The following is a 22,863-nucleotide window of genomic DNA, read 5'->3' as shown; positions in this document are numbered from 1 at the left end:
CAAAACGGCGTTATTGCTTGTCTGAAGGGGACATCCCCAATGTCGGGTCATCGAATTTACGGACTGTCATCACGTCCACCGAGTACCCGAAAGGACAGCACCATGCATAAGAAATTCATCGCTCTGATCATTGCCTCTGCAGTCGCAATTACCGGCGTTTCTGCATCCCAGGCCCGTGCCGCTGATGCAGAAGATATTCTTGGCGGGCTGGCGGCGATTGCCTTGATTGGCGCTGCCATCCATCATTTTGACAAGCAAGGTGACAGCAAAAAGGTTACCCGCAACTACAACCACGTGTATCAGGCCCCCAAACAGCACATCCAGAGGACCCCCAGGCATCGGCCGAACCATATCCGTCCCTTGCCCGAGCGCGTTGCGCGCTATAGTCTGCCGCAAAGGTGCCTGGAAACCTTCAAGGGCTATGGCAAAAAGCGCCCGCTTCTGGGGACGCGCTGCCTGGATAAGCACTACAAATACGCCAATAGCCTGCCCAAAAAGTGCAAGGTCGGTTTCTGGAATGGCAATAAGGTCAAGCGGGCCTATGAACCCGCCTGCCTGCGCCAACAGGGATACCGCGTCGTTTACAAGTAACACGGTTCGAGCAGGAGTGGTGCCTTAGAAGCATCACGTCGGAGAGGGCAGCGATTGCTGTCCTCTCTTTTTTCTTGCGCAATGGGGGAAAACAGGATTTTCCCAAAACATGACCACACCGGATTATGAGATTGAAAAAGCCGCGCTTGCGCAGGGATATCTGCGGATTGCCGGCGTCGATGAGGTTGGGCGGGGGCCGCTGGCCGGTCCTGTTGTGGCTGCTGCAGTGATCCTGAATCCTGCGGACATGCCCGAAGGATTGAATGATTCAAAGAAATTGTCGGCCAAGCGCCGGGCCGCATTGGATACTGCCCTGCGTGGCTGCGCCGAATTCGCGGTAGCCGAGGCTTCGGTGGCCGAGATTGATGAGCACAACATCTTGCGTGCCTCGCATCTGGCGATGGAGCGCGCGGTGGCGGCGCTGGATCCCCCCCCGGATTATCTGTTGATCGACGGAAATATGATTCCGCGCGGACTGGCCATTCCGGCGCAGGCAGTGGTCAAAGGCGATGCCCATTCCGTGTCGATCGCCGCAGCTTCGATCCTTGCCAAAAACTGGCGCGATCAACTGATGGTGGATTTGGCGCAACAGCATCCGGGATACGGCTGGGAGACAAATGCCGGTTATCCGTCAAAACAACACAAGGATGCGCTGCGAAATCTTGGTGTGACCCCTCACCATAGAGTTTCGTTCAAGCCCGTCCACAATATGTTGTATCAAGAGTAAATCGTAAGCCGCTGATTCAAAAAAGAAATTGACGGCGAATCGTCTTTGACTCATCCTTGTCTCAACCAAATGAGCGCATAAGCGCCGTGGAACTTGAGGCAGCGATATGACAACGACTACCAAAAAGGGCGCGACAGCGCTCCCTGTAAACACGATCCTATCCGGGGACTGCATCGAAGTGATGAACAGTCTGCCCGAGGCTTCGGTTGACCTGATTTTTGCCGATCCCCCATATAATCTGCAGTTGAAAGGGCAACTGCACCGCCCCGATAACAGCCAAGTGGATGCAGTCGATGATCACTGGGACCAGTTTTCCAGCTTTGGCGTCTACGACCAGTTCACGCGGGAATGGCTGAAGGCGGCCCATCGCCTGCTGAAGCCCAATGGCGCGATCTGGGTGATTGGATCGTATCACAACATTTTCCGTGTTGGGTCTGCGTTGCAGGATGCTGGGTATTGGATCCTCAACGATGTAGTTTGGCGTAAATCGAACCCGATGCCGAATTTCCGTGGCAAGCGGTTCACCAATGCGCATGAGACAATGATCTGGGCCTCCAAGCGTGAAGGGGCGAAATACACCTTCAACTATGAGGCACTGAAAGCGTTGAACGAAGGCGTCCAGATGCGCAGCGACTGGGTGCTGCCGATCTGCACTGGCCAAGAACGGCTCAAGGATGAAAACGGCGACAAGGCGCATCCGACGCAGAAACCGGAATCATTGCTGCACCGCGTGCTGGTTGGATCAACCAATCCGGGTGACGTTATTCTGGACCCGTTCTTTGGCACCGGGACTACAGGGGCCGTGGCCAAGATGCTGGGTCGCGAATTCATCGGGATTGAGCGCGAAGAAAGTTATCGCAAAGTGGCCGAAAAGCGCATCGCGAAAGTGCGTAAATTCGACCGCGAGGCGCTGGAGGTCAGCGCCAGCAAACGCGCCGAGCCACGCGTGCCCTTTGGCCAGTTGGTCGAACGCGGCATGCTACGCCCGGGCGAGGAACTCTATTCCATGAACCAGCGTCACAAGGCCAAGGTCCGCGCCGATGGGACACTGGTGGGGCAAAATATCAAGGGTTCGATCCATCAGGTTGGCGCCCATCTCGAGAATGCGCCCTCCTGCAACGGCTGGACCTACTGGTGCTTCAAGCGCGACGGCAAAACCGTGCCGATCGACGTCTTGCGTCAGCAGATCCGGTCCGAGATGCACAACTGATAGACCAATACCGCCGGTGCCTGTGGCCTGACACAAGGCACTAAGCCTTGCCCCGCCGATCAACGGCGGGGTCTTTTGTTTCTTTCCCTGATGAGTTCCGATATGAGCCTATTGAAGCAATCGGCGCAGTGTAGGAGCTTTCGCAATGTCGGACACAGCAGCCAGCGAACCTCGGGCTAGGCGGTTCTTTTTCACCCGTCCGAACGAAGTAGAAATCGAGAATAAATACACCGAAGCTGCGCTGGAACGGCACAAGCGCGAGGGGCTGGAGCTTGCTGTCCGGGCCCGCTGGATCGCAATGGGTCTGACTGGCCTTTTGCTGATCTACCTGAACCCGCATTGGGAGGTCCTTTGGTATCATTTCATCCTTTTGCTGATTTGCGCAAATGGTTGGATGATCCGACGGGCAGGCCGTGTGGGGCAATCTCGGACAGAGTTGCTACTAATCTTTGTTGACCTTTTGATTATGACTTTGGGGATGATCATTCCCAACCCGTTCAGCGATGATGTGCGCCCGTTGGCGATGCAATTCCGGTTTGACAACTTTCAGTATTTCTTCGTCATTCTTGCAGCAGGAACCATGGCCTATTCCTGGCGCACGGTGATTGCCATAGGCACATGGACTGCAATAATCTGGACTACCGGATGGGTGATCGCCTGGTGGGTTGCGTTTCCGATTCCCGGCATAAGTGAGAAAGTGGCCGAGGCCTTGCAGGGGTATCCGGATGTAGCCGAGATGTTGGATCCAAATAGTTTCAGATCTTCGATCCGAATCCAGCAAGTGATTGTGTTCTTGATGGTGGCGGTGACGCTGGGCGTGTCGATGCGGCGGCTCAATCATTTGCTGATGACCAATGCTGGGTTGGAACGGGAACGAGCGAACCTGTCGCGATATTTCTCACCAAATGTGGTGGAGGAACTGAGCCAAAATGATGATCCGCTCAAACAGGTGCGAAAAGAGAATGTCGCAGTGCTCTTCATCGATATTGTGGGGTTCACCAAATATGCGGCGGGTCGTGATCCTTATGACGTGATCGAGGTGCTGCGTGGATTTCACGCCAGGATGGAGGCCGAAGTGTTCCGCCATCATGGGACATTGGACAAGTACTTAGGCGATGGTCTTATGGCAACTTTCGGGACCCCGGTGACGACACCGTTGGATGCGACCAACGCGGTATCCTGCGCGCGCGGCATGGTGACTGTGATTGACCGGTGGAACATAGAACGTAGACGTGCCGGAGAGCCCGAGATTCATGTTGGCATCGGTGTCCATTATGGCTCGGTTGTTCTGGGGGATATTGGTGCCAACCGTCTGGAATTTGCTGTGATCGGTGATGCGGTAAATGTCGCTGCGAAACTTGAGGCAATGACCCGCGAGCTGCAGGCCCGGATCGTGCTGAGTGATGCGGTGCGCCTGCAGCTTGAGCAGGAAGGGAGCAGTGCCTCCGAACTGACAGCCGAATTTACCGAAAACAAGGGCCACCCTGTGCGCGGTGTCGAATATCCGATGGATATCTGGGTGATGTAGCTCAGGGCTCTCTGGCCGATGGACCATGCATCAAAGACGCAGGGCCAGTCGTTGGGCCGGGCAGCGCGCCGAGGCGCGCTGCGGTCAGGACCCTGGCATCGGGTTTTGTGACTTGTTGTAGGGTTGCCAGTCTGTGACTTCGGGGTAGTACCGGTGGCGCCAATCCCGCACACGGGGGTTCATGACACGCCGCCAGAGCGGTGGGATCATCGCGGCGATCGTCATCACTGGGTATCCGTAGGGCAGTTGCGGTGCGGTGTTCTGATCGTGATGTTGAAGCAGTGGAAATCGACGGTTGGGTTTGTAGTGATGGTCCGAGTGGCGCTGTAGATTGATCAGCAGCCAGTTCGACGCTTTTTGCGACGCGTTCCACGAATGACAGGGCAGGACGTGTTCGTATTTCCCCTGGCCCAGATATTTTCGGGTCAGCCCGTAATGTTCGACATAGTTCACCAGTTCAAGCTGCCAGATGGCGACGCCGGCCTGAATCAGGAACAGGACAAGGCCGGACCATCCTCCAATCAAACCTGCCAGGGTCAGCATACCACACTGTAACATCCAATACCGCCAGAACGGGTTTGCGCGGTCAGTCCAGGGTTGGTTCTTGCGCGCCAGTTTCTCGCGCTCTGCATGAAAGGCGGAGGCCAGACATTGCCACAGAACGCGCGGATAGAAGCGATGAAAGCCTTCGTTGTATCGTGCTGTTACCGGATCGCGCGGGGTTCCGACATAGCGGTGGTGAACCAGCAAATGTTCGGACCGGAAGTGCGAGTACAAGACCATGGCCAGCAGTATGTCTCCCAGCCCGCGCTCCAGCCGGCCCGTCTGGTGCATCAGTTCGTGGCTGTAGTTGATCCCAATCGTCCCCGAGATCACACCCATGCCAAAGAACAGGCCGATCTTTTCTGGTGAAGACAGGTGAGAGCTGTGCGTCACATACCAAAGCAGCCCGTAAAGGGTCATGAACTGTACCGGAACCCAGGCTTTGGTCAGCAGGATATACCAGCGCAACATGCTGTCCGGTGTCTCTGGGTCAGCATTTTCGAGGTCGAGCCCGGTGAGCTGATCCAGCGCGGCAAATATCCACCATGTTGAAAGCGGCACCAGCAAGACCCACCAGCCACCCACAAAGGCCGTGGCCCAAATCAATGGAATCAGCAAAAACGAGACCCAGAATGGAAGGGTGGATTGCCAGCGAGTCAATGTTTCAGATGCGATCATCAAAAGCTCCGGTCGACGCGGGACAGATTATCCGTAGGTCGTGTTTCAGCATAATGTGTTACTGGTTGCGCCAGAGGTCAAATGCCTTGCGCATGACCGTCGGCAGATCGCTGGGCCGAAAGGCATGTTTATCAAGCAAGATCACGTCCTCCGGTGCCGCACCGGGCGGTAAAGAGGTTGCCCAAACCTGCAGGATCAGGTGGAAATGCGTGAACGTGTGGCGCACTTCGCCCGGTAGAACGCGCCAGTCCGCCGCAAATGGCGCGGTGTCAGACGGCGCATCGGACCATTCGGATCCCGGCCATCCCAGCATACCGCCCAAAAGCCCTTTGTCTGGGCGGCGTTCAAGCAACATCGCCCCGTCCGCTGTCTGGGTGATATAGACATGGCCATAACGTGTGGGTTTTGGCTTTTTCGGTGTTTTGCGGGGCAGATCGGCCTGGGTACCCGCAGCGTGGGAGCGGCAACGCGTGCGCATTGGACATATCCCGCATGCCGGGGATCTTGGGGTGCAGACAGTCGCACCCAGATCCATCACGGCCTGTGCATAGTCGCCCGGGCGCACTGCTGGGGTCAATGCAGCTGCCCGTTGCTTGAGTTGTGGTTTTGACCCCGGCAGCGGATCGTGAATGTCGTATAGGCGGGCCATGACACGTTCGACATTGCCGTCCAGCACGGTTTCCGGACGATCAAAGGCAATGGCTGCAATCGCGGCGGCTGTATACGGGCCTATGCCCGGCAGGTTTAGCAGCTCATCGTGTGAGTCGGGAAAACAGCCATCATGACTTTCAGCCACAACGCGCGCGCATTTCAGCAGATTGCGGGCGCGGGCATAATATCCCAGACCGGCCCATTCTCCCATGACCTGCTCGTCAGGCGCTGCGGCCAGTGATTCAACTGTCGGCCACCGGGATGTGAACCGCAGGAAATAGTCGCGCACCGCTGCCACAGTTGTCTGCTGTAGCATGACTTCGGACAGCCAAACCCGATAGGGGTCAGGACGCATTCCGGAAGACCTATCGGCAGGACCGATGCGCCATGGCATTTCACGGGCATTGCGGTCGTACCAGGCCAGCAACTCATTGCTGAAGTCAATTTCGTGGGTGTCACGCAAGTTTTACATATCTCCTTGTCGGGTTTCGCTGGCGCCCGGTGTTCTGCCCTTTACAATAGAGAGACAGGAGTTGGAAACCAGATGCAGCCCAGACGTTCTTCGACACGCGGCTTTAAACGTACTGCGACATTGCTGAACGGCCAGATCAGGCGCGCCGGGGAAAGCCGGGGATTCGCCGTTTCACGCCTGTTGACCCATTGGGCCGAGATCGTCGGACAGGATGTGGCCTCGATCGCGCGGCCGGTTAACGTGGGCTATGGCAAGGGCGGTATGGGGGCCACGCTGACGGTGCTGACCACCGGTCCGCAGGCGCCGATGCTTGAGATGCAAAAGGAACAGCTGCGCGGCAAGGTGAATGCGGTTTATGGCTATAATGCCATCAGCCGGGTGCGCATCACCCAGACAGCTCCGACAGGATTTGCCGAGGGGCAGGCCAGTTTCGACCACAAGCCGAAACAGGCGAAACCCACAATCAAACCAGAAATCATAGCCGAGGCAGACCGGGCCGCGCAGGGTGTCCATGATGGCGATCTGCGCGCAGCCCTTGAACGTCTGGGCCGTAACGTTTTATCCAAGCAAAAATGCTGAGAAAGGGCTGATTCATGAGCCGTATTGCAACCGGAATCTGCGCCGCCATCGCCATAGCCGCAGGCGGCTATTGGCTGACGCAGTCGAATTCTACTCCGTCCAACCCGCTGGTTGGCAGCGCCGAGGCACAACAGACCGATCTGGATACCTCGACCATCATCGAAATGGTTCAGGGCTCGGCGGATGCGCCGGTCGAGATCGTCGAATATGCGTCCTACACCTGCCCCCATTGCGCGACCTTCCATCAGGGGACGTATAAAGAGCTGAAGAAGAACTATATCGACACCGGCAAGGTCAAATTCACCTACCGTGAGGTGTATTTTGACAAATACGGACTTTGGGCCTCGATGGTCGCGCGCTGCGGCGGCCCCGAGAAGTTCTTCGGCATTTCTGATCTGATCTACAAGGATCAGTCCAAATGGACTCGCGCCGGAGGACCTGCGGAAATCGTGGACGAGCTGCGCAAGATCGGACGTTTGGCCGGAATCAGCAACGACCAGCTTGATGCCTGCCTGCAGGACGGAACGCGTGCGCAGACGTTGGTGGCCTGGTATCAGGAAAACGCCGAGCGCGACGATATCAGAGCAACCCCATCCTTTATTGTGAACGGCAAGAAGGTCGACAATCAGTCTTACGAAGAATTCAAAAAGCTGATCGACGCCGAACTGGGCAGCTAAATCCAAACACGACCGGCCTGTCAGGGCCGGTCGCCTTCAGGGCGAAGGCGCGACCTGCAGTAGCAACTGTTTGACCCGGTCGCCCTCGTCCATATTCAGCCGGACGGGCAGGGTGATGACTTTGCTGCGAAAGGCGGCTGGCAGGCGGACCGCATCTTTTTCCGTCGTGACCATCTGAGCGCCGAGCAGGTGCGCTTCATTCTCTAGCCGTGTCATCAGGGCCGGTGTCAGGGGCTGGTGATCGTCCAGCGCTTCGGCCCGCAGCAATTTGGCGCCCTGTTGGCGCAGGGTGGCAAAGAACTTCTCCGGATGGCCGATACCGGCAAAGGCGAGAACCGGCGTGTCCGTCCAATCCATTCCTGTCTGCAGCGGTTCGACCGCACCGGTCGCATGTGGAACCGTCAGATTTCCCCCCCAGCGGGCGGCGAACTGTGTCTGCGCGTCTGTACCGCCCAGCGACAGCACCAGATCGGCCCGTTGCTGCCCCACATCGACCGGTTCCCGCAGTGGACCCGCAGGCAGGCACAATCCGTTGCCGAACCCCCGCTCGGCATCCACCACGATGACCGAGAAATCCTTGGCGACCGAGGGGTTCTGAAACCCGTCATCCAACAGGATTACGGTTGCCCCGGCCTGGGCTGCGGCTTTTGCGCCCTCGGCGCGGTCCTTGGCCACCCAGACATCCGCAAATGCGGCCAGCAGCAGCGGTTCATCCCCGACTTCTGCCGCCGTATGTTTGCCAGGATCGACGCGCACAGGTCCTGTCAGTGCGCCGCCGTGGCCTCGGGTGACAACATGGGTCTGATGCCACGCGTCCCGCAGCTGTTCGATCATCCAGATCACGGTTGGTGTTTTGCCGGTCCCGCCTGCATTCAGGTTTCCAATGCAGATAACGGGGACGCCTGCGTTGAAACCTGTTTCCGAGGCCAGCCTGCGGGCTGTCGCCGCCGCATAAACCCGTCCCAATGGGGACAGCAGCCGGGCCCTGAGGTCCAACTGATCCGGAGCGGTGTTCCAAAAGTCAGGTGCCCGCATCGTCGGTGCTCCGTTCGTCCAGATAGTCCTGTACCAGTTCGATCAGCTGATCTGATTGCGGCGCGCCGTCGGTCACGATCTGCCAGCCTGCCAAAGCCATATCCGCCGCGCGGTCAGGCGCAAGTAACTCTACCACGGCATCCCCAAGTTCGGTTGCGGTTCTGACCGTCAAAGCGGCGCCTGCCTGGTCCAGCTGATCGTAGGCTGTCTGATGCTGGTCAACATGTGGGCCATGTATGACAGCCGATCCCAGGGCGGTCGCACCAAACGGATCCTGTCCCCCGTCGCCCCGTTCGAGCGAGTTGCCGATAAAGGACACTGCCGAAACACGGTACCACAAGCCCAAATCCTCTGGGTCCGAGGACAAGACGACCTGTGTGGTATCTTCAATCATGCCGCCATCGTCCCAGTTGATGCAGCGCAAGTCCATGGCTTCGAGCCGCCGATGCAGTGGGGCGGCTTCCTGTATGTCGGCGACATGCAGGATTAAGGTCAACCGGGGCAGCATCCGCATGGCCTGACGGTGGGCGCTGAGGACCGAGATGAACTCTTTATCCTTCACCCAGGCCGCAAGCCATATGGGTCTGCTTGAAAAGGCGTGATTGGTTTCGATCAGTTCGTCTTCGGGCCACGGAGAAGGGTTCGGACTTATCAGCAGAGGAGGCGCCTCGCTGACCTTGGTGAAGGCGATTCCCAGTTTGCGGATCTGCCGGGCCGTTTCGTTGCTGGTAGCCAGAATTCGTTGAAAGCAATCGAGAGTGTACCGGCTGATATCGGGCAGCCACCGGGTCCCACGCGCGGTGTTCAGGTCGATTTCAGCTTCGATCAGGATCAACGGCACTTCGCGCTCGTGGGCACGGGTAATCACATTGGGCATCAGCCCGCCGCCAACCCAAATGCCAATATTCGGGCGCCAATGGTCCAGAAACACCCGCGCGGCGCCGGTTTGTTCCGAAGGTAGGTTCACAAGTATGTATTTCGCGCAGTCCCACTGACTCAGGTCCGCTTCGGGTGGGGCCGACAGGACAACCGACAGGCCCAGGCGCGACTGCAGCAGTCTGTGGCAGAAATCCATCATCGCGTGAAGGCGACCCGGATTGGCAATGTGAATCCAGATCAGATCTCCTGATGGTCGGGGCACATAGGGTTGGTCCCCGTTGCCGGGTACGCCCCACGAAAGCACGCGATAGGCCGCCAGACTAAGGGATCGCGGTTTGCTCATGGCGCAATGCCCGCACTGTCTGGGTCAATCTGATCCGCCAGTTGCCGGTGCAATGGCGGGTTTGCCGCGATGACACCATTCAGGCGCGGATGTGGGTTGTTAAGGCGCAGTGGGGCGCCAAGCCGGTCCGTACATATGCCACCTGCCTCTTGGACGATCAAATCCCCTGCCGCGATGTCCCATTCCCAGCTGGGGCGCAGTGTCAACATTCCGTCAAAGCGACCCTGCCCGACCAATGCCAACCGATAGGCAAGCGACGGGCGATAGTTTCGACGGAATTGAGGAACCCGGCCCTGACACCAGTGCCGGCTGTCCAGATTGGGTTTCGCGGCCAGGATCTCGGCCGTCGTGATGTCTTGGGTGTCCGATACGACAATCGGCGCGCCGTTTAGTGTGGCCCCTTGGCCCTTGGCCGCCGCATACAACAGGTCACGCAAGGGCAGGTAAATGACCGCCGCCGTCACCTGACCGTGTTCCGCCACAGCCAGAGAATGCGCCCAGGTCGAGGAACCTTCGGTGAAGCTACGGGTGCCGTCGATCGGGTCAATGATAAAAACCCGGTCCCGGGACAGGCGGTGCTGGGTGTCTTCGGTCTCTTCGCTGAGCCATCCGTAACCCGGTCGGGCAGAGGGCAAACGCTGTTCGAGCATCGCGTTCACGGCCAGATCAGCCTCGGTCACCGGGCCTGCGCCATCGGGCTTGTCCCAGCGTTGTGCTTTTGACCCGGAATACCGGGTTGCGATCTTTCCGGACTCGCGCGCGGCTTCAATCAGCAGGGGCAGGTCAGTTGCCGGCAAGTGTCATTCCCTCGATCAGCAGCGATGGAACCACGCGCGACAAATAGGGGCGGGCGTCATTGGCCGGAATGATCCGCAGCAGCATATCGCGCAGGTTCCCGGCGATGGTGCATTCGTTGACCGGGTGGGTAATCTCGCCATTCTCGATCCAAAACCCCGAGGCACCACGGGAATAATCCCCGGTATTGGGGTTGATGGTCGATCCGATCATCGACGTGACCAACAATCCAGTACCCATATCGCGCAGCAGCTCTGCACGGCTGCGCTCGCCCTGAGTCAAGCTGAGGTTCCAGTTGCTTGGGGACGGAGGCCCAGACACGCCCCGCGTAGCATTTCCTGTCGAGGCCATCTTGAGCTTGCGTGCGCTGGACAGGTCCAATGTCCAGCCCGTCAATACACCGTTTTCGATTATCGCCCGGCGTTGTGTGGGCAGGCCTTCGGCATCAAAGGGGCGCGACCCGGACATGCGCCGGCGATGTGGGTCTTCGATCAGCGAAAGATGTTCCGGCAGAACCTGTTGTCCAAGACAATCCGACAACCAGGACGAGCCGCGCGCGATGGAGATACCGTTGCTGGCGCCCAGAAGATGCCCGATCAACGAAGATGAAATCCGTTCATCGAACAGAACCGGATAGACGCCTGTTGCAGGCTTGCGCGCGCCAACCTGCGCAACAGCACGTTCGCCTGCGGTCCGGCCAATCTGGTCCGGGTTGCGCAAATCGCTTTGGAAGGTGCGGCTGTCGCCGTCATAATCGCGCTCCATTCCGGTACCTTGGCCCGAGATCGCTACGCAGGAGGTTGACCGGCTGCTGCGCTCATACCCGCCGGAAAAGCCGTTTGTGGCTGCCAGATGCACCCGATGGGTACCATAGGCGGCCGCGGCGTCCGAAACCTGTGAGACGCCTTCAACCGCCAGCGCCGCAGATTCCGCCGCCAGCGCATCATTCAGAAGATCTTCAGCAGTGGGCTCCGGCGCGGGATCGCACAGTTCCAATGCCTGAATGTCCCAATCCCGGATCAACTGAGCCTCATTCGCCAGGCCGGTAAACGGGTCTTCGGGGGCTTCGCGGGCCATAGCGACGGCGCGTTCGGCCATGGCTGTCAGAGTTTCGGACCGGCTGTCTGAACTAGAGACGATGGCCTGTCTTTGGCCCAGAAACACCCGCAGCCCCAGATCGGTACCCTCGGACCGTTCGGCGGCCTCAAGCGCACCGGATCGTACCTCGACCGAGACCGAAGACTCCTCCAGCACAATGGCATCCGCGGCCTCGGCCCCGGCCTTACGAGCCGCATCCAGCAGGTGTTGGCTGATCTCTTCGGGTGTGCGCATCATGTGGCCTCCGGTCTTGTTTCTTTGGACCTATCGTCCGCCCGTCCGTCCCGCAAGACCTGCGGTCATTTTCGGGGGTTTGCAGAAAGGCCAGAAAGGCGAATTTCGCATGTGGCTGCAATAATTCCGCTGTTTTGTCCGTAGCCGTAGGTTAGTAGTTGATCCAAGTGGATGAGAATGAGACGACTGGGCAGGAAGAACGGGCAGGCCACAACATGCAGAACAATCTATCGCTGCGCGGGGTTACAATCCCCGATGATCCGCAGATCATTACGCCTAAGGTCAAGCGTTCAATCCTGGCCGAGCGTTACGAAAAAGACGAAGTGACCGGTCTGCCGAAATTCATCGACGCGAAGGATCGAGTGGTAGAGCTGGGCGCTGGGATCGGCTTCATCTCATCCTATCTGGTGACGCAACTTGGTGTACGCCACGCAATGTGCATCGAGGCGAACCCGACGCTGTGTGAATTCATCGGCCGTGTCCACAAGGCAAATGACATTGCGAATGTCGAGGTGGTGAACGCGGTTGCTCTCGGCGATACACGGGTTCCCGGAACCGCCCGATTTTACATACGTGAACCGTTCTGGTCCTCATCTCTGGACCCTGATCCGGACTATGTCAGTGAGGTCAGCGTGCCGGAACGTCCTCTGTCAGAAATTCTGCGGGACTTTGAAGCCAACGTGCTGATCGTCGATATCGAAGGGGGCGAGAAGTTTCTGTTCGACGGGGTCGATCTTGTGAATGTCCAGAAAGTCTATCTTGAGGTCCACACCCGTAAGATCGGATTGCATGGGATCAAGGCTTGTTTCGATCATCTTTCGGCACTTGGGTTTGCCTACGATCAACGTGTCAGCAGCGGTGGGTCGGTGCTGTTCCGGCGTGTTCGCCGGCGCTCGTCGTAAAAGGGAAGGCAGCCGGGCCGCCTTCCCTGTTTCTTTTATTTGATGCGCTGTCCATTGGCCAGAATTTGACCATCTTCCTTGAACTCGATTGTCGAATTCAGCGTGTCGGGCTCTTCCCCTGGCACTGCCATGAGACCCATCATCATTCGCGCGCCCATTGCGTCTTGCTCGGCAATCAGACCCATACCGATCAGAGTGTCGATCAGGGCATTCGCACCAACCAGTTGCAGGTTCGCAACGCCAGCGGGGGTCGGCAGACCGCCCAGTTCCTCAGTGTTGGAATTGTCGAAGGTGAAGTCGCCATCGCCGGACAGTTCCGCACCGACCATAGAGACCAGCAACTCGTTGATCGTCAGAGAGTGCAATTCACCCGGCGCTTCGTCCGCAAACTCAAGCGCCTCTACGGCCTCGGGGTCAAAGAAGTTGGTCAGCACTTTGGCCGTACCGGAAAGATCCAGCGCAATCGTGGCCGGATCGCGTGGCAGGGCGGCTGCAGGGTCAAAAATGCTCCACAGCACGTCTGACATAGTGAAGTCCGTCAAGTTTATCGCCAGCCCAAAGGGTTGAATCTCTTCGGATTCCTGTACCGGGAATTCGAACTTGAAACCGCCACTTTCCATGGCAATTTCGATTGGAAAGGGCAGTTCCGCCGTTGTTACAGCAACTTTGGCGCTGTTTTGTTCGACGTCATAAGCAATTCGGTTGGCGTCGATGCTGCCGGAAAGCCGTCCGCCTTCGGATTCGCTGGCCATCGAAAAGTCTTCGCCTTCGCTGCTGCCCGCCATCGAAGACTGGCCCGATCCGTAAGTAAAGAGACCCGAGAAGGCAAAGCCAGCGTCATAGAATGCCTGCGGGTCAGAGAAATTGAAATCTGAAGGGATAATGCTGGTGCCGTCGAAGGCCAGATCGCCAAGCGTGCCGTCGAATTTCCCGGCGTCTTCGCTTTCGGGATCCTGAAATGCCAAGCTGTAGGTCATCTCTGATGCGGTAAAGCTTTGGTCGATATCGCGGTTTTCGCCGATCTTCATTTGCGAGCTGCCGCTCACATCTGCCATTTCAAGGTAGCCACCAACCACTTCGGGCGGCAACGTTTCACCGTCGACTTCGATGTTACCCAGTTTGATTCCAAGGCTGTCTGCAGAGTAATCGTAAGTCACATCATCCGGATCGCCAGAGACGGTCATAACAAGCCCGCTGTGGACGTATTCGATATCGACTGTAAATGACTCGTCCTGACCATCGACATTGCCGGTGACGGTCATGGGGAAACTTTCCGGGACACCAATATTGACGCTACCGTCGCCATTGTCGGTGAGGGTCATTTCAGGCATGGCCATGCTGAACGATCCCTCTTCTTCCGGGAGGTCCATCGACATCGTCAGGTTTTCGATGGTGATACCATTGCCGGTATCTGTCTGGTCACCTGAAACAGTATAGCCCATCTGCGCCAGATAGGACTGCCAGTCATCCCAGACTTCCTGTGGAGTAACGTCGGCAAGCGCCCCCTGCGAAATGACAGTGTAGGCCAGAACTGCGCCGCAGGTGCGGCGGAGAAAAACGGACATCATAGAACCCTTCTTGATCAAATTTGCGCGCATGGTGATGCCGGTGGCGGCGGGCGTCAAGGGGGAAGGGCTGGACCCATTCCCCGTTCGCAGGATAGAGGTTCATTAATTCTCAGGACAATGGAGGTACTGGAACCTTATGCAGGGGAAAACCGTACTGATCACTGGGGCCAGTCGCGGCATCGGGGCCGAGGCAGGGCGCGTATTTGCCGCAGCAGGGGCTAATGTCGTGCTAGTGGCTCGTAATCGGGATCAAATTCAGGTACTGGCGTCGTCGCTTGGTGAAAACGCTATTGCACTGGCCTGCGACGTCAGTGACTTCGCCCAGGTCGAGCTGGCCGTGGCAGAGTGTGTAAACAAGTTTGGCGGGTTGGATGTTCTGATAGGCAATGCTGGTGTCATTGACCCGATTTTCCATTTATCCAGCGCCGATGTCGCGTCCTGGGGTAAAGCGATCGACATCAACCTCAAGGGCGTATTTCACGGAATGCGCGCCGCGCTGCCGGTCATGCGTGCCGCGGGTGGCGGCACTGTCCTGACGGTCTCTTCCGGTGCGGCGTCGAACCCAGTCGAGGCCTGGAGCCATTATTGCGCCTCGAAGGCAGGGGCCAAGATGCTGACGGAATGTCTGCATCTTGAGGAATCCTCCCATGGGATCCGCGCCATGGGCCTGTCGCCCGGCACGGTTGCAACCGATATGCAGCGGGTCATCAAGGCCAGCGGGATCAACGCCGTCAGCCAGTTGGATTGGACCGATCATATCCCCGCCGATTGGCCGGCGCGGGCGCTGTTGTGGATGTGTTCGTCAGACGCGGATGAGTTTCTAGGCACCGAAATTTCGCTGCGACGTGAGGATATTCGGCAAAGGGTTGGATTGACGTGATTGAATTGAACAAAGCGGACGGGCTGTGGACAGTCACGCTCAACAATCCCGACAAGGCAAATGCGCTGACCGGTGCGATGCTGACCGAGCTGTGCGAGATTGCCGAGGCCGCGACCGACGCAAGTGCGCTGATCCTGACCGGGGCTGGCAAAGTGTTCAGCGCCGGCGCCGATCTGGAAGAGGCGCGCGCCGGCCTGGCGACCTCGGATCTGTGGGAGCGGTTGTCGGCTGCTATCGCCGCGTTACCCTGCCTGACGGTTGCCGCACTGAACGGAACGCTGGCTGGTGGGGCCAATGGCATGGTTCTGGCCTGCGATATCCGCATTGCCGTACCGGAAGCCAAGTTCTTTTATCCGGTGATGAAGCTGGGTTTTCTGCCACAACCCTCCGATCCCGCACGCATGGCGGCCCTGATCGGTCCGGCTCGGACAAAGATGATCTTGATGGCCGGGCAAAAGATCACTGCGGATGAGGCTTATGCCTTTGGGCTGGTCGATCGCGTGGTTGCACCTGAAGACCTGATGCAGACCTCCCTCGATCTGGTGGCTGACAGTGTCGCCGCCAATCCTGAAATTGCGACCGGTATTGCGCGGTTATGTTCATGAGGTTGTCTGCCCTGCGTCTGCGCGTGGCTGACACGGATCGTCTTGCCGAGTTTTACGGGGATGCAATGGGTATGACTGCACGCCGGCAGGGCGCAAGCCTGCGATTGGGATATGCCGGGCAGGATGCCGATCTGCTTTTGATGCCGGGCGGCGGCGGGTACACACATGATCGGGGCCAGAGATATTGGAAGATCGGCATCACCCTGCCGGATGTTGATCTGGCTGCCGCTTATTTGCGCGAAAAAGGCATCGAGGTTTCAGAGCCGGACCAGTTTCTGGATATCGGCTATATGTGCCACCTGACTGATCCCGAGGGTTTCGTGATCGAACTGCTGCAACACGATTTCCGTGGCAATCGCCCGGACGGTATCGCCGATCCCAAGACCCCTTTCGCGGATGCGCGTATTGGACAGATCACCTTGCGCACCGGGAATATCGCGGCCGAGGATGCCTTTTGTCGTGCACAGGGGATGCAGCTGCTATCTGTGCAGGATGTGGCACAATATGGGTTCGATCTGCACTTTTATGCTTTCACCGACGAGGTTCCCCCTAATGCCGACCTGTGGTCTGTTGAGAACCGCGAATGGCTTTGGAAACGCCCCTATACCACGCTCGAGTTTCAGCACAGCGCAGGTGCTACGTTTGCTCGGACCCCCGATTTCCGAGGGCTTGAGATGCAGGGCCTGACCCAGCCCGGCCATGATGCTTTTGGCGACCCTGTCCTGCCGGGCTGATTACCGACGACGCCGTTTTCCCGGCACTTTCGATCGAAAATCAGGGGGCCGTTTGCGAATCCAGCTCAGAAATCTTTCTAGGCGAGGGTGGGCGCGCAAAGCTTCGATCGTTTTGAAACCCCGTGCCAGCTCCGCTTCGGTCAGGGTGGCGTGGATCTCTTTGTGGCAGATCACATGCAGAAAAACCGTGGGGCCGCCCTTGCCCCCTTTCAGTTTTGGGATCAGATGGTGCAGGCTGCCGTTCCCATCGGGGATCGGCCGGTCGCAGAGGGGGCAGATCGGGTCGCGGTCGGTCATATCAGCGTAACGTCGCGCCGCAGGGCGCGAAAGGCAAGAGGACAGCAATGGCACAAGCCGTCGTGATCGGAGGCGGGCCAGCGGGCCTGATGGCGGCGGGTGAACTTGCCGCCGCAGGTCATGATGTGCTGGTGGCCGAGGCCAAGCCCTCGGTTGCCCGAAAACTTTTGATGGCGGGGAAGTCTGGCCTGAACCTAACCAAGAATGAACCGCTCGAAACACTTTTGTTGTCTTATGGCCCCGGTGCTGAGTGGCTGCGCCCTACGTTGGCGGAATTTGATGCTGCCGCCGTTCAGGACTGGGCGCGTGATCTGGGGCAAGAGGTATTTACAGGCTCAACGGGGCGAGTGTTTCCAAGCGCAATGAAGGCCTCACCTCTGTTGCGGGCTTGGCTGGGGCGTCTTGATGCGGCTGGTGTGCAAATCAAAACCCGATGGCGGTGGACCGGATGGAACGGCGATGCTCTGGAATTTGATACTCCGGAAGGTCACCGGCAGATCGAGGCTGACACGACGATTCTGGCCATGGGCGGCGCAAGCTGGGCGCGATTGGGATCGGATGGAGCTTGGGCCCCACTGTTGCAAGGGGCGGGTGTCGACCTGTCGCCATTTGCCCCGGCGAACTCGGCCCTGTCAGTGGATTGGAGCGCACATATGCAGCCGCATTACGGGGCTGCGATCAAATCCGTTGGGTGGGCTGCCGGGGGTGTGATCAGTCGCGGCGAGGCGACGATTTCATCCAAAGGCCTTGAAGGCGGAGGGCTCTATTCCCTGACGCCCGCTTTGCGAGAAGGAGCGCCGTTGAGTGTTGATCTGGTTCCCGATCTGGATGTAACTACCTTGCAGCAGAAAATTGCAGCCAAGAAATCCAAGACGACGCAGTCGCAATGGATGAAGAAATCTCTGCATCTGTCTCCGCAAAAGATCGCTCTGTATCACGAGATGAACAGGGGAAGCGGTCTGAGTGTCGAAACGTTGAAATCTCTGCCCCTCAGCCACGCGGGGTTGCGGCCAATGGATGAGGCAATCTCAACCGTCGGAGGTGTTCGGCAAGGCGCTTTGGACGAAGGGTTGATGCTGAAATCCAGGCCCGGAATGTTCTGTGCCGGCGAGATGCTGGATTGGGAAGCTCCGACCGGTGGCTATCTGCTAACTGCCTGTCTGGCGACAGGGCGATGGGCCGGGCGATCAGCTGCAAACTGGCTGGCGCGGACCGCTTAACGCGACTTTGCCAGCATCGCCAGACGGATCATGGCACGTTCGACCAAAGCCATGGCTGGGGCCGTTTGCCCAGCTGACCGCAATGACAGATCAGTATCAGTCAGAACGGTCAAAGCGGTCTGCAGTTTGGGTGCCCCCCATCCCTGTGCTTGTCGCAGAATACGATCACGCCGCTTTCCATAGACGGGTGGGCGCAGCTTGCCGACGCCCTGTGCCGCACCACCGGGATCGGCGGCACAGGCGTAAAGCGTTCGAAAGTGCCGGGTTGCTCCGATACACAGGCTGACCGCATTTGTACCTTGCGATTGCAGCCGTCGTATCAGCGGGCTAATCTCTCCGGCTCTGCCTTCGGCGACCACGTTCAGGACATCGTCCAGGGCGGCTTCGGTCGAGCTGGGTGCACAGGCCTCGATATCTTCGAGAGCCAATTCAGTATCGTCTCCGCGCTTGTAAAGAGACAATTTTTCAATGGTTTGCGTAAAGTCCCCGGGGCTGATGGCCGTGGCAAGTTCGGTGATGGCCGACATTGCATCCGGTGGAATGTTATTGACTCCGGCCTGTGCCAGAACCCGTTCAACCTCGGCCCTAGAGGGCGGATCGTCATAGATCCCAACGGCATAGGCTGCGGGATGCGACTCGAATGCCTTACGGATCTTTGAACTGGGTTTGAGCTGCCCAGCAGTCACGATGATCTGAGCGTCGCCCGTTGCCCAATCCTCGAATGCGGTAATGACGGCAGGGGCGGCGACATCAGTTGCATCTTCGACGAAAACTGCACGTGGGCCGGGGAAGAACCCGACAGCCTTGACCGCGTCCAGCAACAGAGCCGGTTCCCCGCGCAGATCACCACCTGGCATTCGGGTCAGGCGCATTTCCTCTTCGGCGCCTTCGCCCAGCAGGGCTGACAAGACCTGTTGCCGTTTCAAGGCCACACGCATCGCATCGGATCCGTAAATCAACAACCCTGCCTTGCCCGCGTCCGGTTTGGCGAAATACCCCTCAGCCTCGCGCGGGCTGAGCTTCATTGGGTCAGGCCCGGTGCTGCATAAAGGCGGTTCACGATTTGATCGGACAGAATGATCATCAGCCGCTCGGTCGCGTCACGTTCGTCCGCAAGCGTCGAGACGGTTGAGCCTGCAGCGGAATAGCCCACGAAATCATGGACATTTCCTGATACCAGAATCCGCCCGGTTTCAGCGGACCTAAGGGAAAATTCCGCGCGCCCTTCGATTGTATACCGGTTCGTCTCGTTGGTAGTCGTGATCGCTGCAGATTGCGTGGCCGTAGCAACCTTAACATCCAGATCATACAGCTTTTGTGCGCTCGCATCCCGGCCCAGCCTCTGTTCCAAATTCTGGACAAGCAAATAGCTTTCCACGGAATTTGGCTCAGTTACAGCAACTTTACCATGCAATGCTTCACCTGTTCCGCCCGGCGCGTAAACGGGTTGGAACCCGCATGCGGTCGCCAGCAAGCAAGCAGCCAGCGGCGTCAACAAAAGGCTTCTGCGATTAAACAACGACATTCACGATCCGACCTGGAACAACGATCACTTTCTTCGGCGCGGCACCGTCCAGTGCCTTTTGCACAGCTTCGGTGCTGAGCGCGATTTTTTCAACCTCTGCCTTGTCCATATCTTTTGGAACGCTGATTTCCGCGCGGCGTTTGCCGTTGATCTGGATCGGCAGGGTTACGGTGTCATCGACCAGCATAGCTTCGTCCGCGACGGGCCAGGGGGCTGTTGCGATCAAACCTTCGCCGCCCTGATGCGCCCAGATATCTTCGGCCAGATGTGGTGTCATCGGCGACATCAACTGTGCCAGCGTCTTTATCGCCTGCTTTTGGGCCGCTGCACCCGCTTTAGATTTTGCCAACGTATTGGTAAACGCATAGAGCTTTGCAATGGCGGCATTAAAGCCGAAGCTTTCAACACCAAGCGTCACGTCATGGATGGCTTTGTGCATCTCGCGCAGCAGGTCTTGATCCCCGTCGCCTTTTGCCTCGGGGTCCATCGCGCCGATCTTGTCGCAGAGGTTCCAGACACGGTTCAGGTGCTTGAAGGCAGCCTCTGCGCCTGATGCTGTCCACTCCACATCCCGCTCGGGCGGTGAATCGGATAACACGAACCAGCGCGCGGTATCCGCGCCGAAGGCCGAGATAATGCTGACCGGGTCGACCACGTTTTTCTTGGACTTCGACATCTTGGCCGAGGGGATGATTTCGACCTCCGTGCCGTCGGCGAGTTTGCCGTCGGTCACATCCTCGGGCAGGTGATAGACCGGACGGCCATTGGCGTCGCGGGTTTGATAAATCTCGTGCGTGACCATGCCTTGGGTGAACAAGGCACCAAAGGGCTCGATGGCCTTTTTCGGCAAATGGCCAGTGATCTGCATCGCCCGTGCAAAGAAGCGGGAATAGAGCAAGTGCAAGATAGCGTGTTCGATGCCGCCGATATATTGATCGACATTCATCCAGTATTCAGCCTCGGCCAGATCGGTCGGCTTTTCCGCGTGCGGAGCCGTAAAGCGGGCGAAATACCACGACGAATCGACGAACGTATCCATCGTGTCGGTTTCTCGCTTGGATGGCGCACCGCAAGACGGGCAGGCGCAGTCGCGCCAGGTCGGGTGGCGGTCCAGAGGATTGCCCGGTTTGTCAAAAGTGACATCGTCGGGCAGGCGGATCGGCAAGTTTTCTTTCTTTTCGGGCACCACGCCGCAGGATTCGCAATGCACCACGGGAATCGGGCACCCCCAATAGCGCTGACGCGACAGACCCCAATCGCGCAGACGGTATTTGGTAACGCCTTCGCCCCAACCCGCTTTTTCGGCGAAATCGACGGTGGTGTTGATTGCGTCATCACCGGTGGCGTCGGTCAGCCCGGCAAAATGGTTTACCCAGCGGACTTTTTCGGTTTTCGGCGGAACGTATGCGGTTTTGTCGACCGGTGTGTCATTATCAAGCGCAAAGAACGTGTCGACGACGGGCAAACCGTACTTACGGCAGAAATCCAGGTCGCGCTGGTCGTGGGCCGGGCAGGCAAAGATGGCACCGGTGCCGTAATCCATCAGGATGAAATTGGCGATCCAGACCGGCAGCTCCCAATTCGGATCCAGCGGGTGTTTGACCTTGATACCAGTGTCATAGCCCAGCTTTTCGGCGGTCTCTATGGCCTCTTCCGTGGTGCCGCCCTTGCGGCATTCGGCAACGAACTCAGCCACTTCGGGGTTTTCGGCTTCAAGTTGCTTGGCAATCGGATGGTCTGGCGAGATGCCGACGAAAGACGCCCCCATCAGCGTATCGGGGCGCGTTGTATAGACGGTGATTGGCTCACCACCATCGACGCGTTCAAAGCCAAACTGCAATCCACGCGACTTGCCGATCCAGTTTTCCTGCATCAGGCGCACTTTTGCCGGCCAGTTCTCCAGCGTGTCCAGCGCATCCAGCAATTCCTCAGAGTAATCGCTGATCTTGAAGAACCATTGCGTCAGCTCGCGCCGTTCAACCAATGCGCCCGAGCGCCAGCCGCGCCCGCCTTCGACTTGTTCATTGGCCAGTACGGTCATATCGACCGGGTCCCAGTTCACCACTGCGTTCTTGCGGTAAACCAGACCGGCCTGCAGCATATCCAGGAACAGCGCCTGTTGCTGGCCGTAATATTCTGGGTCACAGGTGGCGAATTCGCGGGACCAGTCGATGGACAGGCCCAGAGGCTTCATCTGGCTGCGCATGTCGGCGATGTTGCCATAGGTCCAGTCTTTCGGGTGACCACCAATAGCCATCGCAGCGTTTTCTGCAGGCATCCCGAACGCGTCCCATCCCATCGGGTGCAGCACGTTATGGCCGGTCGCAAGCTTGTGGCGCGCGATTACGTCGCCCATCGTATAGTTGCGCACATGTCCCATATGGATCCGGCCAGACGGGTAGGGGAACATTTCAAGCACATAGTATTTCGGCTTGTCCGCCTTGTGGTTGGCGGTGAAGATTCCAGCCTTGTCCCAGGCCTCTTGCCATTTTGCTTCGATTTCGGTGGCCGAATAGCGCGACATCGTGCGGTCCTTCGTAATGAAAACGCCGGGCATGAACCCGGCGTGGTAATATTGCGATTTGAAGCGGGTTGCTAGAGCTTGTTGTCCGCAATGCGCAGCTGACGGGCGCGGGACAGGATTGCATCTTCGATTGCGCGTGTGGTTGCCGCGCTGACCGGTGCACCCCCGCTGGTCTGCAGCGCAACCGACAAGGATCGTGCCGCCAGGGCGGGATCGCTGATGTGAACTGTGGCCCTGTATTGCCGTCCACCACCCGGAGGCGTGCCGTAACCTGTTACGATTACACCGGTAAAGGGATCGACTTCCTGCACAGGCAGAAAGTTAAGGACATCCAGCGAGGCAGCCCACAGATAGCGGTTCACATTGGTAACCTGCTCGGCGTCTGCGGTGTTGAATACATCCCAGATCGTTGAGCGATTCGGATCGTTCAGCTCACGCTCGTCCGAGCGACCGCCATCCACATTGAGTGGCGTTGCACTGGGTTCTGCGTTGCGATTCTGTCCGCAAGCCGACACCGCGGCTGTCACTATGATCAAACCGAAAATTGTCTGCAGGCGCATGTTGGACA

General features: G+C 58.2%; 23 protein-coding genes. 11 read left to right on the top strand and 12 right to left on the bottom strand.

The features are described from left to right. Positions 1-102 precede the first annotated feature (102 nt). The 4 genes from AC2FFB_RS13010 to AC2FFB_RS12995 all read left to right on the top strand — a co-directional run bounded on the left by AC2FFB_RS13010 (position 103) and on the right by AC2FFB_RS12995 (position 4,056). Positions 103-591, top strand: a complete 489-nt coding sequence (locus AC2FFB_RS13010; RefSeq protein WP_142637143.1) for a hypothetical protein — start codon at positions 103-105, stop codon at positions 589-591. Positions 592-700: 109 nt separating this feature from the next. Continuing rightward, positions 701-1,318, top strand: a complete 618-nt coding sequence (rnhB, locus tag AC2FFB_RS13005; protein ID WP_496694180.1) for a ribonuclease HII — start codon at positions 701-703, stop codon at positions 1,316-1,318. A gap of 106 nt (positions 1,319-1,424) precedes the next feature. Further along, positions 1,425-2,528, top strand: a complete 1,104-nt coding sequence (locus AC2FFB_RS13000) for a site-specific DNA-methyltransferase (protein WP_496875006.1) — start codon at positions 1,425-1,427, stop codon at positions 2,526-2,528. Between the two features lie 145 nt (positions 2,529-2,673). Continuing rightward, positions 2,674-4,056 carry an adenylate/guanylate cyclase domain-containing protein gene (locus AC2FFB_RS12995; RefSeq protein ID WP_496703285.1) on the top strand — a complete coding sequence of 461 codons (1,383 nt, stop codon included), beginning with the start codon at positions 2,674-2,676 and terminating at the stop codon, positions 4,054-4,056. An 84-nt stretch (positions 4,057-4,140) separates the two neighbouring features. On the opposite strand, the gene AC2FFB_RS12990 is transcribed toward AC2FFB_RS12995, so the two are convergent. Continuing rightward, positions 4,141-5,277 carry an alkane 1-monooxygenase gene (locus AC2FFB_RS12990; RefSeq protein ID WP_496875005.1) on the bottom strand — a complete coding sequence of 379 codons (1,137 nt, stop codon included), beginning with the start codon at positions 5,275-5,277 and terminating at the stop codon, positions 4,141-4,143. A 58-nt stretch (positions 5,278-5,335) separates the two neighbouring features. Beyond that, positions 5,336-6,391, bottom strand: coding sequence for an A/G-specific adenine glycosylase (gene mutY / locus AC2FFB_RS12985; RefSeq protein WP_496875004.1), 1,056 nt, complete (start codon positions 6,389-6,391; stop codon positions 5,336-5,338). A gap of 81 nt (positions 6,392-6,472) precedes the next feature. On the opposite strand from mutY, the gene AC2FFB_RS12980 reads away from it, so the two are divergent. Both AC2FFB_RS12980 and AC2FFB_RS12975 read left to right on the top strand, forming a co-directional pair. Continuing rightward, positions 6,473-6,979 carry a DUF721 domain-containing protein gene (locus AC2FFB_RS12980; RefSeq protein ID WP_496713347.1) on the top strand — a complete coding sequence of 169 codons (507 nt, stop codon included), beginning with the start codon at positions 6,473-6,475 and terminating at the stop codon, positions 6,977-6,979. 14 nt (positions 6,980-6,993) lie between these two features. Then, complete coding sequence (locus AC2FFB_RS12975) at positions 6,994-7,656, top strand: DsbA family protein (protein WP_271949636.1); 663 nt, start codon at positions 6,994-6,996, stop codon at positions 7,654-7,656. Between the two features lie 36 nt (positions 7,657-7,692). Here the strand turns inward: AC2FFB_RS12975 and lpxK are convergent, their stop codons facing one another. The 4 genes from lpxK to AC2FFB_RS12955 are packed head-to-tail and all read right to left on the bottom strand — an operon-like array spanning position 7,693 to position 12,043. Then, positions 7,693-8,691, bottom strand: a complete 999-nt coding sequence (lpxK, locus tag AC2FFB_RS12970) for a tetraacyldisaccharide 4'-kinase (protein ID WP_496694175.1) — start codon at positions 8,689-8,691, stop codon at positions 7,693-7,695. Beyond that, positions 8,678-9,913, bottom strand: coding sequence for a 3-deoxy-D-manno-octulosonic acid transferase (locus AC2FFB_RS12965; RefSeq protein ID WP_496694174.1), 1,236 nt, complete (start codon positions 9,911-9,913; stop codon positions 8,678-8,680). The genes lpxK and AC2FFB_RS12965 overlap by 14 nt, the downstream gene beginning before the upstream one ends. Then, positions 9,910-10,710, bottom strand: coding sequence for an inositol monophosphatase family protein (locus AC2FFB_RS12960; protein ID WP_142637123.1), 801 nt, complete (start codon positions 10,708-10,710; stop codon positions 9,910-9,912). Before AC2FFB_RS12960 ends, AC2FFB_RS12965 begins: the two co-directional genes overlap by 4 nt. After that, positions 10,697-12,043 (bottom strand): TldD/PmbA family protein, encoded by a 1,347-nt coding sequence (locus tag AC2FFB_RS12955; RefSeq protein WP_496694173.1) that lies wholly within the window; start codon positions 12,041-12,043, stop codon positions 10,697-10,699. The genes AC2FFB_RS12960 and AC2FFB_RS12955 overlap by 14 nt, the downstream gene beginning before the upstream one ends. A gap of 164 nt (positions 12,044-12,207) precedes the next feature. On the opposite strand from AC2FFB_RS12955, the gene AC2FFB_RS12950 reads away from it, so the two are divergent. Next, the gene (locus tag AC2FFB_RS12950) at positions 12,208-12,942 is read left to right on the top strand and encodes an FkbM family methyltransferase (protein WP_496875003.1); all 735 of its coding nucleotides are present in this window, start codon (positions 12,208-12,210) and stop codon (positions 12,940-12,942) included. A gap of 35 nt (positions 12,943-12,977) precedes the next feature. Here the strand turns inward: AC2FFB_RS12950 and AC2FFB_RS12945 are convergent, their stop codons facing one another. Continuing rightward, a complete protein-coding gene (locus tag AC2FFB_RS12945) occupies positions 12,978-14,507 on the bottom strand; it encodes a DUF2125 domain-containing protein (protein WP_271949649.1) in 1,530 nt (509 codons plus the stop codon). 139 nt (positions 14,508-14,646) lie between these two features. Between AC2FFB_RS12945 and AC2FFB_RS12940 the strand changes: the two genes are divergently transcribed. The 3 genes from AC2FFB_RS12940 to AC2FFB_RS12930 are packed head-to-tail and all read left to right on the top strand — an operon-like array spanning position 14,647 to position 16,729. After that, entirely contained in the window at positions 14,647-15,390 is a 744-nt protein-coding gene (locus tag AC2FFB_RS12940; RefSeq protein WP_271949652.1) for an SDR family oxidoreductase, read from the top strand. Beyond that, entirely contained in the window at positions 15,387-15,995 is a 609-nt protein-coding gene (locus AC2FFB_RS12935) for an enoyl-CoA hydratase/isomerase family protein (protein ID WP_142637113.1), read from the top strand. The genes AC2FFB_RS12940 and AC2FFB_RS12935 overlap by 4 nt, the downstream gene beginning before the upstream one ends. Next, positions 15,992-16,729 carry a VOC family protein gene (locus AC2FFB_RS12930; protein WP_496875002.1) on the top strand — a complete coding sequence of 246 codons (738 nt, stop codon included), beginning with the start codon at positions 15,992-15,994 and terminating at the stop codon, positions 16,727-16,729. The genes AC2FFB_RS12935 and AC2FFB_RS12930 overlap by 4 nt, the downstream gene beginning before the upstream one ends. Here the strand turns inward: AC2FFB_RS12930 and AC2FFB_RS12925 are convergent, their stop codons facing one another. After that, complete coding sequence (locus tag AC2FFB_RS12925; RefSeq protein ID WP_496875001.1) at positions 16,730-17,026, bottom strand: HNH endonuclease; 297 nt, start codon at positions 17,024-17,026, stop codon at positions 16,730-16,732. It lies immediately after the preceding gene. Positions 17,027-17,073: 47 nt separating this feature from the next. On the opposite strand from AC2FFB_RS12925, the gene AC2FFB_RS12920 reads away from it, so the two are divergent. Beyond that, positions 17,074-18,246, top strand: a complete 1,173-nt coding sequence (locus tag AC2FFB_RS12920; RefSeq protein WP_496875000.1) for a TIGR03862 family flavoprotein — start codon at positions 17,074-17,076, stop codon at positions 18,244-18,246. On the opposite strand, the gene holA is transcribed toward AC2FFB_RS12920, so the two are convergent. From holA to AC2FFB_RS12900, 4 genes are all read right to left on the bottom strand, one after another. Beyond that, entirely contained in the window at positions 18,243-19,271 is a 1,029-nt protein-coding gene (gene holA, locus AC2FFB_RS12915; protein WP_496874999.1) for a DNA polymerase III subunit delta, read from the bottom strand. The two genes, AC2FFB_RS12920 and holA, sit on opposite strands and share 4 nt — an antisense overlap. After that, complete coding sequence (lptE, locus tag AC2FFB_RS12910) at positions 19,268-19,771, bottom strand: LPS assembly lipoprotein LptE (protein ID WP_496874998.1); 504 nt, start codon at positions 19,769-19,771, stop codon at positions 19,268-19,270. The genes holA and lptE overlap by 4 nt, the downstream gene beginning before the upstream one ends. Continuing rightward, a complete protein-coding gene (gene leuS / locus AC2FFB_RS12905; RefSeq protein ID WP_496694167.1) occupies positions 19,758-22,295 on the bottom strand; it encodes a leucine--tRNA ligase in 2,538 nt (845 codons plus the stop codon). The genes lptE and leuS overlap by 14 nt, the downstream gene beginning before the upstream one ends. Before the next feature lie 71 nt (positions 22,296-22,366). Continuing rightward, entirely contained in the window at positions 22,367-22,855 is a 489-nt protein-coding gene (locus tag AC2FFB_RS12900) for a DUF3576 domain-containing protein (protein WP_142637277.1), read from the bottom strand. Positions 22,856-22,863: the final 8 nt, after the last annotated feature.

Source organism: Ruegeria sp. YTSA219 (assembly GCF_059609985.1).
Note: the sequence above shows the minus strand (reverse complement) of the source record. Positions and strands in the feature narration are given on the sequence as shown.